At 71.9% G+C, this 11924-nt stretch carries 12 protein-coding genes and 1 pseudogene; 7 read left to right on the top strand and 6 right to left on the bottom strand.

The features are described from left to right. Window positions 1-17: 17 nt before the first annotated feature. From QCN29_RS11000 to QCN29_RS10985, 4 genes are all read left to right on the top strand, one after another. Window positions 18-935 (top strand): ACP S-malonyltransferase, encoded by a 918-nt coding sequence (locus tag QCN29_RS11000; protein WP_279927652.1) that lies wholly within the window; start codon window positions 18-20, stop codon window positions 933-935. A gap of 18 nt (window positions 936-953) precedes the next feature. Beyond that, window positions 954-1955, top strand: a complete 1002-nt coding sequence (locus QCN29_RS10995; protein ID WP_240139562.1) for a ketoacyl-ACP synthase III — start codon at window positions 954-956, stop codon at window positions 1953-1955. Window positions 1956-2013: 58 nt separating this feature from the next. Then, window positions 2014-2262, top strand: coding sequence for an acyl carrier protein (locus QCN29_RS10990; RefSeq protein WP_240139563.1), 249 nt, complete (start codon window positions 2014-2016; stop codon window positions 2260-2262). 78 nt (window positions 2263-2340) lie between these two features. After that, window positions 2341-3603 (top strand): beta-ketoacyl-[acyl-carrier-protein] synthase family protein, encoded by a 1263-nt coding sequence (locus QCN29_RS10985; protein ID WP_279927650.1) that lies wholly within the window; start codon window positions 2341-2343, stop codon window positions 3601-3603. A 115-nt stretch (window positions 3604-3718) separates the two neighbouring features. Here the strand turns inward: QCN29_RS10985 and QCN29_RS10980 are convergent, their stop codons facing one another. Continuing rightward, entirely contained in the window at window positions 3719-4213 is a 495-nt protein-coding gene (locus tag QCN29_RS10980; RefSeq protein ID WP_240139565.1) for a DUF3145 domain-containing protein, read from the bottom strand. A 796-nt stretch (window positions 4214-5009) separates the two neighbouring features. Between QCN29_RS10980 and QCN29_RS10975 the strand changes: the two genes are divergently transcribed. Together QCN29_RS10975 and QCN29_RS10970 are read left to right on the top strand one after the other, a co-directional pair. Beyond that, complete coding sequence (locus QCN29_RS10975; RefSeq protein WP_279927806.1) at window positions 5010-5888, top strand: SGNH/GDSL hydrolase family protein; 879 nt, start codon at window positions 5010-5012, stop codon at window positions 5886-5888. A 137-nt stretch (window positions 5889-6025) separates the two neighbouring features. Next, a complete protein-coding gene (locus QCN29_RS10970) occupies window positions 6026-7303 on the top strand; it encodes a pyroglutamyl peptidase (protein ID WP_279927647.1) in 1278 nt (425 codons plus the stop codon). Window positions 7304-7327: 24 nt separating this feature from the next. Here QCN29_RS10970 and QCN29_RS10965 read toward each other — a convergent pair whose 3' ends face one another. The 4 genes from QCN29_RS10965 to QCN29_RS10950 all read right to left on the bottom strand — a co-directional run bounded on the left by QCN29_RS10965 (window position 7328) and on the right by QCN29_RS10950 (window position 10930). Further along, complete coding sequence (locus QCN29_RS10965) at window positions 7328-7936, bottom strand: LysE family transporter (RefSeq protein ID WP_279927645.1); 609 nt, start codon at window positions 7934-7936, stop codon at window positions 7328-7330. Window positions 7937-8281: 345 nt separating this feature from the next. After that, window positions 8282-9133 carry an EI24 domain-containing protein gene (locus QCN29_RS10960; RefSeq protein WP_279927643.1) on the bottom strand — a complete coding sequence of 284 codons (852 nt, stop codon included), beginning with the start codon at window positions 9131-9133 and terminating at the stop codon, window positions 8282-8284. A gap of 272 nt (window positions 9134-9405) precedes the next feature. Next, window positions 9406-9834 carry an organic hydroperoxide resistance protein gene (locus tag QCN29_RS10955; protein WP_240139568.1) on the bottom strand — a complete coding sequence of 143 codons (429 nt, stop codon included), beginning with the start codon at window positions 9832-9834 and terminating at the stop codon, window positions 9406-9408. Between the two features lie 76 nt (window positions 9835-9910). Beyond that, on the bottom strand, window positions 9911-10930 hold the full coding sequence (locus tag QCN29_RS10950; RefSeq protein WP_279927640.1) for an NADP-dependent oxidoreductase: 1020 nt from the start codon (window positions 10928-10930) through the stop codon (window positions 9911-9913). A gap of 90 nt (window positions 10931-11020) precedes the next feature. On the opposite strand from QCN29_RS10950, the gene QCN29_RS10945 reads away from it, so the two are divergent. Then, window positions 11021-11479, top strand: a complete 459-nt coding sequence (locus tag QCN29_RS10945; protein ID WP_279927639.1) for a MarR family winged helix-turn-helix transcriptional regulator — start codon at window positions 11021-11023, stop codon at window positions 11477-11479. A gap of 100 nt (window positions 11480-11579) precedes the next feature. Here QCN29_RS10945 and QCN29_RS10940 read toward each other — a convergent pair. After that, a pseudogene (locus tag QCN29_RS10940) lies at window positions 11580-11924 on the bottom strand (hypothetical protein); the annotation flags it as partial.

The following is an 11924-nucleotide window of genomic DNA, read 5'->3' as shown; positions in this document are numbered from 1 at the left end:
CAAGAGAGAGTGTGAGGGTGCTCGTACTCGTCGCTCCCGGCCAAGGCGCTCAGACGCCCGGCTTCCTGACTCCCTGGCTCGACCTCCCCGGCGCCGGTGACCGCCTCGCGGCCTGGTCCGACGCCATCGGACTCGACCTCGTCCACTACGGCACGAAGGCCGACGCGGACGAGATCCGCGACACGGCCGTGGCACAGCCGCTGCTCGTCGCAGCCGGACTGCTGTCCGCAGACGCGCTCGGGGCGGCCCCCGACGCCGTCGCCGGCCACAGCGTCGGCGAGATCACCGCGGCCGTCTTCGCGGGCGTGCTCGACGAGACGTCCGCGCTGCGACTCGTACGGAAGCGCGGCCTGGCGATGGCCGAGGCCGCGGCCGTGACGCAGACCGGCATGTCCGCCGTGCTCGGCGGCGACCCGGAGCAGGTCGTCGCACACCTCCAGGGCCTGGGCCTGACCCCGGCGAATGTGAACGGCGCGGGCCAGATCGTGGCCGCGGGCACGGCGGAGCAGCTCGCTGCGCTCGCCGAGAACAAGCCCGAGAAGGCCCGGGTGATCCCGCTGAAGGTGGCGGGCGCGTTCCACACCCACCACATGGCGCCCGCGGTCGCCGCCCTGGAGGAGGCCGCCGCTTCCCTCGCCCCGGCGGCTCCGGCCGTCGCGTATGTCTCCAACAAGGACGGCCAGGTCGTCGCCGACGGCACGGAGGTCGTGACGCGGCTCGTGGGCCAGGTCGCCAACCCGGTCCGCTGGGACCTGTGCATGGAGACCTTCACTCAGCGCGGCGCGACCGCCCTGGTCGAGGTGTGTCCCGGGGGCACCCTCACCGGACTGGCCAAGCGCGCCCTGCCGGGCGTCAAGACGCTGGCGCTGAAGACCCCCGACGACCTCGACGCGGCCCGCACGCTCGTCGCCGAGCACGCCGAGCACTCCGCCTGAGAGAAGGAGCCGTAGAGCATGTCGAAGATCAAACCCGCCAGGGGAGCGTCGTACGCGCGCATCATGGGCGTCGGCGGCTACCGTCCCACGCGGGTCGTGCCCAATGAGGTGATCCTCGAGACGATCGACTCGTCCGACGAGTGGATCCGCTCGCGCTCCGGCATCGCCACCCGCCACTGGGCCTCCGACGAGGAGACCGTCGCCGCCATGTCCCTGGAGGCGTCGGGCAAGGCCATCGCCGATGCGGGGCTGACCCCGCAGCACATCGACGCGGTGATCGTCTCGACCGTCTCGCACTTCAAGCAGACCCCGGCCGTGGCGACCGAGATCGCCGACAAGCTCGGCGCCGGCAAGCCTGCCGCGTTCGACATCTCCGCCGGCTGTGCCGGCTTCGGCTACGGCCTCACCCTCGCCAAGGGCATGATCGTCGAGGGTTCGGCGGAGCATGTGCTGGTCATCGGCGTGGAGCGGCTGAGCGATCTGACCGATCTGGAGGACCGGGCCACGGCCTTCCTGTTCGGCGACGGCGCCGGCGCGGTCGTGGTGGGCCCCTGTGAGGAGCCGGCCATCGGCCCGACCGTCTGGGGCTCGGAGGGCGACAAGTCCGAGACCATCAAGCAGACCGTTCCGTGGACGGACTACCGCGACGGCGACGTCGCCCGGTTCCCCGCCATCACGCAGGAGGGCCAGGCGGTGTTCCGCTGGGCCGTCTTCGAGATGGCCAAGGTGGCCCAGCAGGCCCTGGACGCGGCCGGCATCACGGCGGACGACCTGGACGTCTTCATTCCGCACCAGGCCAATATGCGGATCATCGATTCGATGGTGAAGACTCTGAAGCTGCCGGAGCACGTCACGGTCGCCCGTGACGTGGAGACCACCGGCAACACCTCGGCCGCCTCGATTCCGCTCGCGATGGAGCGGCTTCTGGCGACCGGTCAGGCGAAGAGCGGGGACACCGCGCTCGTCATCGGCTTCGGGGCGGGGCTCGTCTACGCCGCGACGGTCGTTACCCTCCCCTAGGCGCTTGCGGATCTTCCCAAGCACCACACCCTCTGTTAACAGATAGAAGGAGCGCCACATGGCCGCCACTCAGGAAGAGATCGTCGCCGGTCTCGCAGAGATCGTGAACGAGATCGCGGGCATCCCGACCGAGGACGTCCAGCTCGACAAGTCCTTCACCGACGACCTGGACGTCGACTCGCTGTCCATGGTCGAGGTCGTCGTCGCCGCCGAGGAGCGCTTCGACGTGAAGATCCCCGACGACGACGTCAAGAACCTCAAGACCGTCGGCGACGCGACGAAGTACATCCTCGATCACCAGGGCTGAACCTGATATGCGTTTGTCGCCACCCGGCGGTGGCGCCGTGACAATTCAGCACCCTCTACACGTGGAGAAAGAATTCCTGTGAGCTCGACCAATCGCACCGTGGTCGTCACCGGTATCGGCGCAACCACACCGCTGGGTGGCGACAGCGCATCGACCTGGGAAGGTCTTCTCGCCGGCCGGTCCGGAGTGACGCCCCTGGAGGGCGAGCGCTTCGCCGATCTGCCGGTCCGCATCGCCGCCTCGGCGGCCGTCGACCCGGGCGAGGTCCTGCCGCGCCCCGTGGCCCGCAAGCTGGACCGCTCGGCGCAGTTCGCGCTGATCGCGGCCCGCGAGGCCTGGGCGGACGCCGGCTTCACGGCCGCCGCCGGTGAGGACCAGGCAATCGACCCCGACCGGCTGGGCACGGTCATCGCCTCCGGCATCGGCGGTGTGACCACCCTGCTCGACCAGTACGACGTGCTGAAGGAGAAGGGCGCCCGCCGGGTCTCCCCGCACACCGTCCCCATGCTGATGCCGAACAGCCCGTCGGCCAATGTGGGCCTGGAGGTCAACGCCCAGGCCGGTGTGCACACGCCGGTCTCCGCCTGCGCCTCCGGCGCCGAGGCCATCGGCTACGCGGTGGAGATGATCCGCACCGGCCGCGCCGACGTGGTCGTCGCGGGCGGCACCGAGGCGGCCATCCACCCGCTGCCGGTCGCCGCGTTCGCCAACATGATGGCGATGTCCAAGAACAACGACGAGCCTCAGAAGGCCTCGCGCCCGTATGACACGGCCCGCGACGGCTTCGTCCTCGGCGAGGGCGCGGGCGTCGTCATCCTGGAGTCGGCCGAGCATGCCGCCAAGCGCGGCGCGAGGGTCTACTGCGAGGCGCTGGGCCAGGGCCTGTCCGCGGACAGCCACCACATCGCCCAGCCCGAGCCGACCGGCCGCGGCATCGCCGCCGCACTGCAGAACCTGCTCGACTCGACCGATCTGAAGGCCTCCGAGGTGGTGCACCTGAACGCGCACGCCACCTCCACGCCGCAGGGCGACGTCGCTGAGATCAAGGCGCTGCGCAAGATCCTGGGCGAGGACCTCGACCATGTCGCGGTGTCCGCCACCAAGTCGATGACGGGTCATCTGCTGGGCGGCGCGGGCGGCATCGAGACCGTCGCGACGGTTCTCGCCCTGTACTGCCGCACGGCCCCGCCGACCATCAACGTCGACGAGCTCGACGAGACGGTCGACGCGGACATCGTGCGCGACGAGCCGCGGGCGCTGCCCGAGGGCACGATCGCCGCGATCAACAACTCGTTCGGCTTCGGCGGCCACAACGTGGTCCTCGCCTTCCGCACGGTCTGACCGTACGCCGGCGACTCCACCCCGGCACACGAACACAAGCGGGCCCGCACCGGTTCTTCCGGTGCGGGCCCGTTCGTCTTCGCCCCGCGGGCCGAAGGACGCTGGAGACGGGACTTCAGACGACCTGGTGAAGCCAGCGGACGGGCGCGCCCTCGCCCGCGTACCGGAAGGGCTCCAGTTCGTCGTCCCAGGGCTTGCCCAGCAGCTTGGCGATCTCCGCCTCGATGTCGCCCTCGCCCTGCGCGGAGCGGGCGAGGGCCGCGCGCAGCCGGTCCTCCGGGACGAGGATGTCGCCGTGGATGCCGGTGACGGCGTGGAAGATGCCCAGGTCGGGGGTGGCGCTGTAGCGCTCGCCCTCGGCCGTGGGGGAGGGTTCCGCGGTCACCTCGAAGCGGAGCAGATGCCAGCCGCGCAGCGCGGAAGCGAGCTTGGAGGCCGTGCCGGCTTCGCCCTGCCAGGAGAACTCCGCTCTCCAGGTGCCGGGGGCGGCGGGCTGGCGGATCCAGTCGAGCTGCACCCGGACGCCCAGCACGCCCGCGACGGCCCATTCGACGTGCGGGCACAGCGCGCGCGGTGCGGAGTGAACGTACAGAACGCCACGTGTCGTCACCGGGACCTCCAGTGTGGGACGAGGATCGCCTTCCCCAGCGGCCTCAGTAAACAGCATCGGGAGCGAATCTCCACAAAAGGGACGCCTTGTGACGTGATGTAATTTACCGGAGCCGGTGGGCGAGGCACGCCTCTGGGTCGACGGGAAAAAGCTACCGCGCGGCGGTGGCCCGGAGGCGACGTACTGTCGGTCCCGGGGCCGTACGCACGAAGCTTTCACCCGCCAGGACGTCTTGCGCCCGCCGTGCGGAGAGCCGGCGACGACACGGAGCGACGGGGAGACGGACATGGGAGTGCGGAAGCGCCGGCGGGGCGTACGCACAGCGGACTCTTCCACGGCGGCGGCCTTCGGGGCGGACTCCTCGAGAGCGGCGGGGAATCCCGGAGCGCGGCCCTCCACCGTGACGGCCTCTCCCGGAGCGCGGCCCTCCACCGTGACGGCCTCTCCCGGAGCGCGGCCCTCCACCATGGCGGGCTCTCCCGGGGCGCGGTCCTCCACCGTGACGGGCTCTCCCGGAGCCCGGCCCTCCGCCATGGCGGGCTCTCCCGGAGCCCGGCCCTCCACCGTGACGGGCTCTCCCGGAGCCCGGCCCTCCGCCATGGCGGGCTCTCCCGGAGCCCGGCCCTCCACTATGGCGGGCTCTCCCGGAGCGCGGCCCTCCACTATGGCGGGCTCTCCCGGAGCCCGGCCCTCCACCGTGGCGGCCTCCCCCGGAGAGCGGCCCTCCACCATGGCGGGCTCTCCCGGAGAGCGGCCCTCCACCGTGACGGGCTCTCCCGGGGCGCGGTCCTCCGCCATGGCGGCCTCGCTCGCGGGTCTGCTCCTCGCCGTGGGCGCAATCACCGGATGTGACACGGCGTCGGCTCCCGACGGATCACGCGGTACGGCCGCGAGCGCGCGCCCCTCCCCCAGTCCGACCCCGGTCTGGGACCGCAGCCCCGACTCGGTCGCCGCCGTCGGCGACTCGATCACCCGTGGCTTCGACGCCTGCGGGGTGCTCTCCGACTGTCCCGAGGTCTCCTGGGCGACCGGCACCGACGCCTCCGTGCGCTCACTGGCTGTGAAGCTCCTCGGGCCGGTCGGCGCGGCCGAGCGCAGCTGGAACTTCGCCCGCTCCGGAGCGGCGGTCGGCGATCTGGCCGCGCAGATGACGCGCGCGGCGGAGAAGAAACCGGAGCTGGTGACCGTGCTGGCGGGCGCGAACGACGCCTGCCGGCCGACGGCCGAACAGATGACGCCGGTCGCGGAGTTCCGCAGTTCGTTCGAGAAGGCGCTGGCGGCGCTGCGGCGCGCCTCGCCGAAGTCCCAGGTGTACGTGGCGAGCGTGCCGGACCTCAAACGCCTCTGGTCGACCGGGCGCGGCCATCCGCTGGGCCGACAGGTCTGGAAGCTGGGCGTATGCGCCTCGATGCTCGCCGACGCCGAGGACGACGGGCCCGCGGCGCGGCAGCGCAGGGCGACGGTCCGGCAGCGGGTGGTCGACTACAACGCCGCGCTGGAGGACGTCTGCGCCCGGGACCAGCGCTGCCGCTATGACGGCGGCGCGGTCTTCGACTTCCCCTTCACACGCGAGCAGCTCAGCCGCTGGGATCTGTTCCACCCCGGCAAGGACGGGCAGCAGCGGCTGGCGGAGATCGCCTACCGCCGTGTCACCGCCGCGGAGCCGTCCGCGTGACAGGCATTGGTTACCGGACATGTCCTGCGGCACAGGAGGGGTTTTCAGGCCAGCCGGCAGCGGGAGTTGCGACCGGCGTGAATACTTCCCGCCGCGCACGATCACTCTCGCAGCGCCCCGCCGACGGAAGGACTCCCGTGTCACGCGCCCCCGCATCCCGGATACGCACCCGCGGCCGCACCGCCGCCGCACTCGTCCTGCTCACGTCCCTGGCCCTCGTCTCCGCCTCACCCCCGGCGCTCGCCGCCGATCCGGCGGCGGGGCCCGCGGCGGCCACGGGCCCAGCCGCGACCGTCGAGGAGCAGCGGCTGGAGCGCGCCGTGCCGCAGGAGATCCTCCGGCGCAGCGGGTTCGACGAGGCGGGGCGGGACTTCGCCCGGGCGCTGCGGCGGGCCGGCTCGTACCGGGAGGCGGAGCGGTCCGCTGCCCGGCACGGCGCGCGGCTGTGGGACCGGGCGGTCGACCGCGCCCAGGGCAGGGGCCCGGCACGCGGGGACCTGAGCCGTGACGACGACCGCCCGCTGTACTGGGCTCGGCTGGCCATGACCCGGGAACTGCGCACCTGGGACCCGGGGTTCCCGCTCTCCGCAAGCGCGCGGGCACGGCTGCTGGAGCGGCTGGAGCGGTCTTCGCGCGGCCAGGACTCGATGGACTTCCCGCGGGGCGGGGGCTACCGGCGGATCGTGATGACGGGCTTTGACCCGTTCACTCTGGACCGCGACATCCGGATCAGCAACCCGTCCGGCGCGGCGGCCCTGGCCCTGGACGGCGCCTGGATCCGCACGGCGGAGGGGTGGGCACGCGTCGAGACCGCGGTCTTCCCGGTGCGCTGGCGGGACTTCGCCGACGGCGAGGTGGAGCGCACCCTGAGCGCACAGCTGCCGCGGGCGGACGTGTTCACCACGGTGAGCCAGGGCCGGGCGGGTCGCTTCGACATCGAGCGCTTCAACGGGGCGTGGCGCGGCGGCTTCCCGGACAACGAGAACCTCTCGTCCACGGGGACGGTCCCGGTCGCCGATCCGGCCTCCCAGCCGCAGTGGACGGCGACCACTCTCCCGTACAAGGAGATCGTCGCCGCGTCCACCGGCCGCTTCCCGGTGTACGACAACACGGCGGTGACCGAGATCCCGGCGGGCGGCGCCGCGGAGGTCGTCCGCCCCGACGGCCCCACGCCCGGCTCCACGGCGCGCCGCGGGGGCGGGGGCGACTACCTCTCCAACGAGATCGCCTACCGCGCCACCCTGCTGCGGGACCGGCTGGGCCTGGACATCCCGGGCGGTCATGTGCACACGCCGGTCCTGGAGTTCGGGGCCGGCAACACCACTGAGGTCACCGACCCCGACTTCGTACGCAACCGGCTCGACATCGTCGCCCAGGTCCGGGCGATCATCACGGTGGCGGCGGACGGCGCCTGAGAACGCGGCCCCGGTGCGGCGGTCCTAGCGGGCGAAGCCCAAGGAGACGCCGAGGCCGACGAGGACCGACCCGATCGCGCGGTTGAGCGCCTTCTGCCGGCGGAGCATCGCGGCGCGCAGCCGGGTGTCGGAGAAGAACAGCGCGACGAGCCCGAACCAGCAGAAGTGGGTGAGGGACATGAACAGCCCATAGCCCGCCTGCCGCCACACAGGCGTGTCGGGGCCGACGACCTGGGTGAAGGTGGAGACCACGAAAAGGGTCGTCTTGGGGTTGAGGACATTGGTGAGGAAGCCGGAGCGGAGCGCGGCCGGCCGCGTGAGCTCCGACTTCGCCTTCAGGTCGACGGCGACGTCGGAGCGGGCGAAGAAGGTCCGCAGGCCTATGAAGACGAGATAGGCCGCACCGGCCAGCTTGACGGCGGTGAACAGCGCGGTGTTGGCGGCGATGAGCAGCCCCACGCCGAGCATGGTGTACGTGACATGGACAAGGACGCCCGCGGCTACGCCCGCCGCGGAGAACAGTCCGGTGGGTCGTCCATGGAGGGCGCTGTTTCGCACGACCATGGCGAAGTCGGCGCCGGGGCTGATGACGGCGAGCACGGTGATGAGGGCGACGGCGAACACTTCTGTCATAGGGGTCGATGCTGGTCGCCGGAGGGCGGGCGATCAACCGGGTTACGGTCGCGAACAGCGCCGTCATCCCGGTCGAAGCACGCCGCCCAGAGACGCGTCACCCGCGCTTGGACCGGGTCCTCTCCCGTATCGGGGCTGTGCCGGCCTCCGGGGAAGTCTCCCGCTCGGCGTCGGCGCTGCTCTTGGCCGCAGGCTTGCACGGACACAGGTACGCGCCGGACGCGATCCTCTCGGCGGCCGCACTCGCATGCCGGGGCCGGTGGTCGTCCCGACCTCTGATCCGGACGTCGCGGATCCGGGCAGAGCCTCACATCGCAGCTCTGTGCGGGCCCCGGGTGCGCCCAGTCAGAGCGTGGGAGGCGAAGACGGTTCGCCGTCGGTGAGCCGGACGGCGGGCTCCGCACCATCCGCGCCATCCGCGTCGGCTGCGTCGTTCTCGCTCCGGGGCCCCTGGGGCGGTGAACAGGGAGCCAGTTCGCGGGACATCAGCGTGGCCCCCGCGACCGCTCCCGGCATCAGGAACACGGCGACGACCGGGATCAGGAACGCCAGGGTCAGCGGCACCCCGAAGCCGAGCGTCAGCATCCGGCGTCCGCGCAGCAGTTCCAGACGCTCCTTCAGCTCGATGCCGCGCCGACCCAGCGCCACCGCCGTGAGCTCCTCGGCGAGAAAGAAGCCGGAGACGCAGAAGCCCAGCACCGGGATGACCGTCTGTCCGATGACCGGGAGGAAGCCGAGGGCGAAGAGCAGCACCCCGTACAGCGCCACCCGCACCAGAATCCGCACCGAGTCCCGGGCGGAGATCCACAGCTCCTTCCAGAGCGGCAGGCCGGAGGTCGGGACCTCACCGCCCTCGCTGCGGTCGACCTGCTCGGAGAGCGAGTCGTAGAAGGGCTGGCCGACCAGGAGCGTCACCGCGGTGAAGGTGATCACCGCGAGGAACAGCCCGAAGGCGAAGACCAGCGCGGTCAGCGTGGAGCGGAGGATGCCCAGCCAGGGCGAGGACCAGTCGTCGGCGAAGGGCGTGGCCCAGGCCGCCAGATCGTCCGCTCCGTAGCCGAGGCCGACCAGCGCGGCCGCGTACAGCACCAGGGTCACCAGACCGGGCAGCAGCCCGAAGCCGAACCAGCGGCCATGGTCGGCGACCCAGCGCTGACCCTTCACCAAGTAGCCGAAGCCCAACCCGAGATCGCGCATGCGGATACGGTACTAGTAGGCGGTGTCCGGCGGGTCTTTCCCCTCCCCGCCCCTCCCATAGCTGGGGGCAGGCCCCCAGACCCCCGTACCCCCGTACGGTCTTCGGCCGTGTCCTCAATCGCCGGACGGGCTCATTCTGAGCCCGTCCGGCGATTGAGGAGCGGGGTGAAGGGGCGGAGCCCCGGTTCGGGAAGGGCGGGGAGGGGAACCGCCGGAGACGGCGCGGGCCCGCGCCCCTCGCGGGGTGCGGGCCCGGCATGCCGGTGGGGCCGTCAGGCGACGGAGACGTCCACCTTGATGTTGCCGCGCGTGGCGTTGGAGTACGGGCACACCAGGTGCGCCTTCTCCACCAGGGACTTCGCGGTCTCCGCGTCCACGTTCGGGATGGACGCGGTGAGCGCGACCTCCAGGCCGAAGCCGCCGGCCCCGTTCTTGCCGATGCCGACCGAGGCGGTCACCGTGGAGCCGGAGATGTCCGCCTTCTCCTGGCGGGCCACCACGCCGAGCGCGCCCTGGAAGCAGGCGCTGAAGCCGGCGGCGAACAGCTGCTCCGGGTTGGTGCCGGCGCCGCTGCCGCCCAGCTCCTTGGGCGGGTTGACGACGACGTCCAGCTGGCCGTCGTTGGAGGCCACTCGGCCGTCACGGCCGCCCTCCGCGGTGGCGACGGCGGTGTAGAGGACGTCTATGTTCTGGATGGACATGCTTGAGGATTCCTCCTGGAGTGTCGCCGCGACTCGCGCCCACGATCGCGGCGGTCTGGCGTGAGCCTAGCGGGGCTCAGTGGGCAAGGGAAACGATCATCTTTCCGGTGTTGTCGCCGCGGAGCAGGCCGAGAAAGGCGTCGAAGCCGTTCTCGATGCCCTGGACGACGGTCTCGGCGTACTTCAGCTCGCCGGAGCGGATCCAGCCGGAGACGTCCTGGACGAACCGCGGCTGGAGCGCGGTGTGGTCGCCCACCAGGATGCCCTGGAGCCGCAGTCGCTTTCCGACGACGAGGACGAGGTTGCGCGGGCCGGGGGCCGGCTCGGTGTCGTTGTACTGGGCGATCGCGCCGCAGAGCGTGGCCCGGCCGTGCACGTTGAGCGACGAGATGGCGGCCTCGAGGTGGTCGCCGCCCACGTTGTCGAAGTACACGTCGATGCCGTCGGGGGCGGCCTGCCTGAGCTGCTCCGCCACGGGGCCGTTCTTGTAGTTGAAGGCCGCGTCAAAGCCGTACTCCTCGACGAGCAGCTTGACCTTCTCGTCGGAGCCGGCCGAGCCGATGACACGCGAGGCGCCCTTGATCTTCGCCATCTGGCCGACCTGGCTGCCGACCGCGCCCGCCGCGCCGGAGACGAAGACGGCGTCGCCCTCCTTGAAGGAGGCGGTCTCGAAGAGCCCGGCGTACGCGGTCAGACCGGGCATGCCGAGGACGCCGAGGTAGGTGGAGAGCGGGGCGAGCGAGGCGTCGACCTTGGTGGCGTGCCGGGCGTCGACGTCCGCGTACTCGCGCCAGCCGAGGCCGTGCAGGACGTGGTCGCCGACGGCGAAGCCCTCGGCGTTTGAGGCGACGACCTCCCCGACGGCGCCGCCGTCCATGGGCTGGTCGAGCTGGTACGGCGGAACGTACGACTTCACGTCGTTCATCCGGCCGCGCATGTAGGGGTCGACCGAGAAGTGCAGATTGCGCACGAGGATGCGGCCCTCGCCCGGCGCGGTGACCGGGACCTCACGCAGGGCGACGTCTTCGGCCGTGGGCCAGCCGTGTGGGCGGGCCGCCAGATGCCAGGCGCGGCCGGACGTGGGGAGTGCGGACATACGGGGATGCCTCCTAGAAAGCTTCAGGAACTGAAACAACCATGCTCCTGGATATTTCATGTTGTCAAGTATCTGGGTAGACTCGATGCCATGGACTCTGCCAGCGCCGCCGCCTCGGCCCCCGCTCCCCGTACGGACGCCCTGACCCTCGAAGTGGTCGAGCTGATCGGCACGGTCGTGGCCCGCTACCACGACGAGTACGAGGAGGCCGCGGCCCAGCACTCCCTCACCGGCGCGCAGGCACGGGTGCTGGGACTGCTCACCCTGGAGCCGATGCCCATGCGCCGCATCGCGCAGAAGCTGAAGTGCGAACCGTCGAATGTGACGGGGATCGTGGACCGGCTGGAGGTCCGCGGGCTGGTGGAGCGCCGCCCGGACCCGGCCGACCGGCGGGTCAAGCTGGCCGCGCCGACGGCTCAGGGGCGTGAGACGGCCCGGCGGCTGCGGGACTCGCTGGACTTCGCACGGGAACCCCTGGCGCAGCTCTCGACCGAGGAGCGGACGGTGCTGCGGGATCTGCTGCGGCGCATGCTCGGCGAAGCCGGGTAGCGGACGCCCGAGGGGCCGCGGCCGGCGGCTGCCGTGGCAGCGGCAGTCGCAGTGGGCGTCACCATGTGGCCGTCACCATGTGGCCGTCACCATGTGGCCCTCACCAGCAGAACCAGAGGAAACAGCTCCCGTCTTCCTCGGTGGGCGTGGGTACGGGTGCGGGTGCGGGGCTCACCGTGGAGTCGGTCGGGCTCTGACTGGAGGTCGGCTCGGACGCCGACGGGGAGGAGGCGTCGCCGGACGGCGGGTCTGCGGGATCGGAGGCCGTCGGGGAGGCGTCGCCGTCGCCGGACGACGCGGACCCCGACGGACGTATGCCGCCCGCGCCGCCGCCCGCGTCCCCGGCCTCGCCGCCGGGAGCGGGGCTGCCGCCGCCTTCCCCGCCGCCCGCGACCGCGGGGCCGGTCGTCCCCGTGCCGGGCCCCGTCGGCCCACCCGCGCCGGG

The sequence above is a fragment of the Streptomyces chengmaiensis genome (assembly GCF_029846775.1).
GTDB lineage: Bacteria > Actinomycetota > Actinomycetes > Streptomycetales > Streptomycetaceae > Streptomyces > Streptomyces chengmaiensis.
Note: the sequence above shows the minus strand (reverse complement) of the source record. Positions and strands in the feature narration are given on the sequence as shown.

What these genes read in the sequence shown, in the direction of transcription:
- QCN29_RS10995 (WP_240139562.1), top strand. Translation starts at nt 954, where the DNA reads ATGTCGAAGATCAAACCCGCCAGGGGAGCGTCGTACGCGCGCATCATG.
- QCN29_RS10990 (WP_240139563.1), top strand. Translation starts at nt 2,014, where the DNA reads ATGGCCGCCACTCAGGAAGAGATCGTCGCCGGTCTCGCAGAGATCGTG.
- QCN29_RS10975 (WP_279927806.1), top strand. Translation starts at nt 5,010, where the DNA reads ATGGCGGCCTCGCTCGCGGGTCTGCTCCTCGCCGTGGGCGCAATCACC.
- QCN29_RS10965 (WP_279927645.1), bottom strand. Translation starts at nt 7,936, where the DNA reads ATGACAGAAGTGTTCGCCGTCGCCCTCATCACCGTGCTCGCCGTCATC.
- QCN29_RS10960 (WP_279927643.1), bottom strand. Translation starts at nt 9,133, where the DNA reads ATGCGCGATCTCGGGTTGGGCTTCGGCTACTTGGTGAAGGGTCAGCGC.
- QCN29_RS10955 (WP_240139568.1), bottom strand. Translation starts at nt 9,834, where the DNA reads ATGTCCATCCAGAACATAGACGTCCTCTACACCGCCGTCGCCACCGCG.
- QCN29_RS10950 (WP_279927640.1), bottom strand. Translation starts at nt 10,930, where the DNA reads ATGTCCGCACTCCCCACGTCCGGCCGCGCCTGGCATCTGGCGGCCCGC.
- QCN29_RS10945 (WP_279927639.1), top strand. Translation starts at nt 11,021, where the DNA reads ATGGACTCTGCCAGCGCCGCCGCCTCGGCCCCCGCTCCCCGTACGGAC.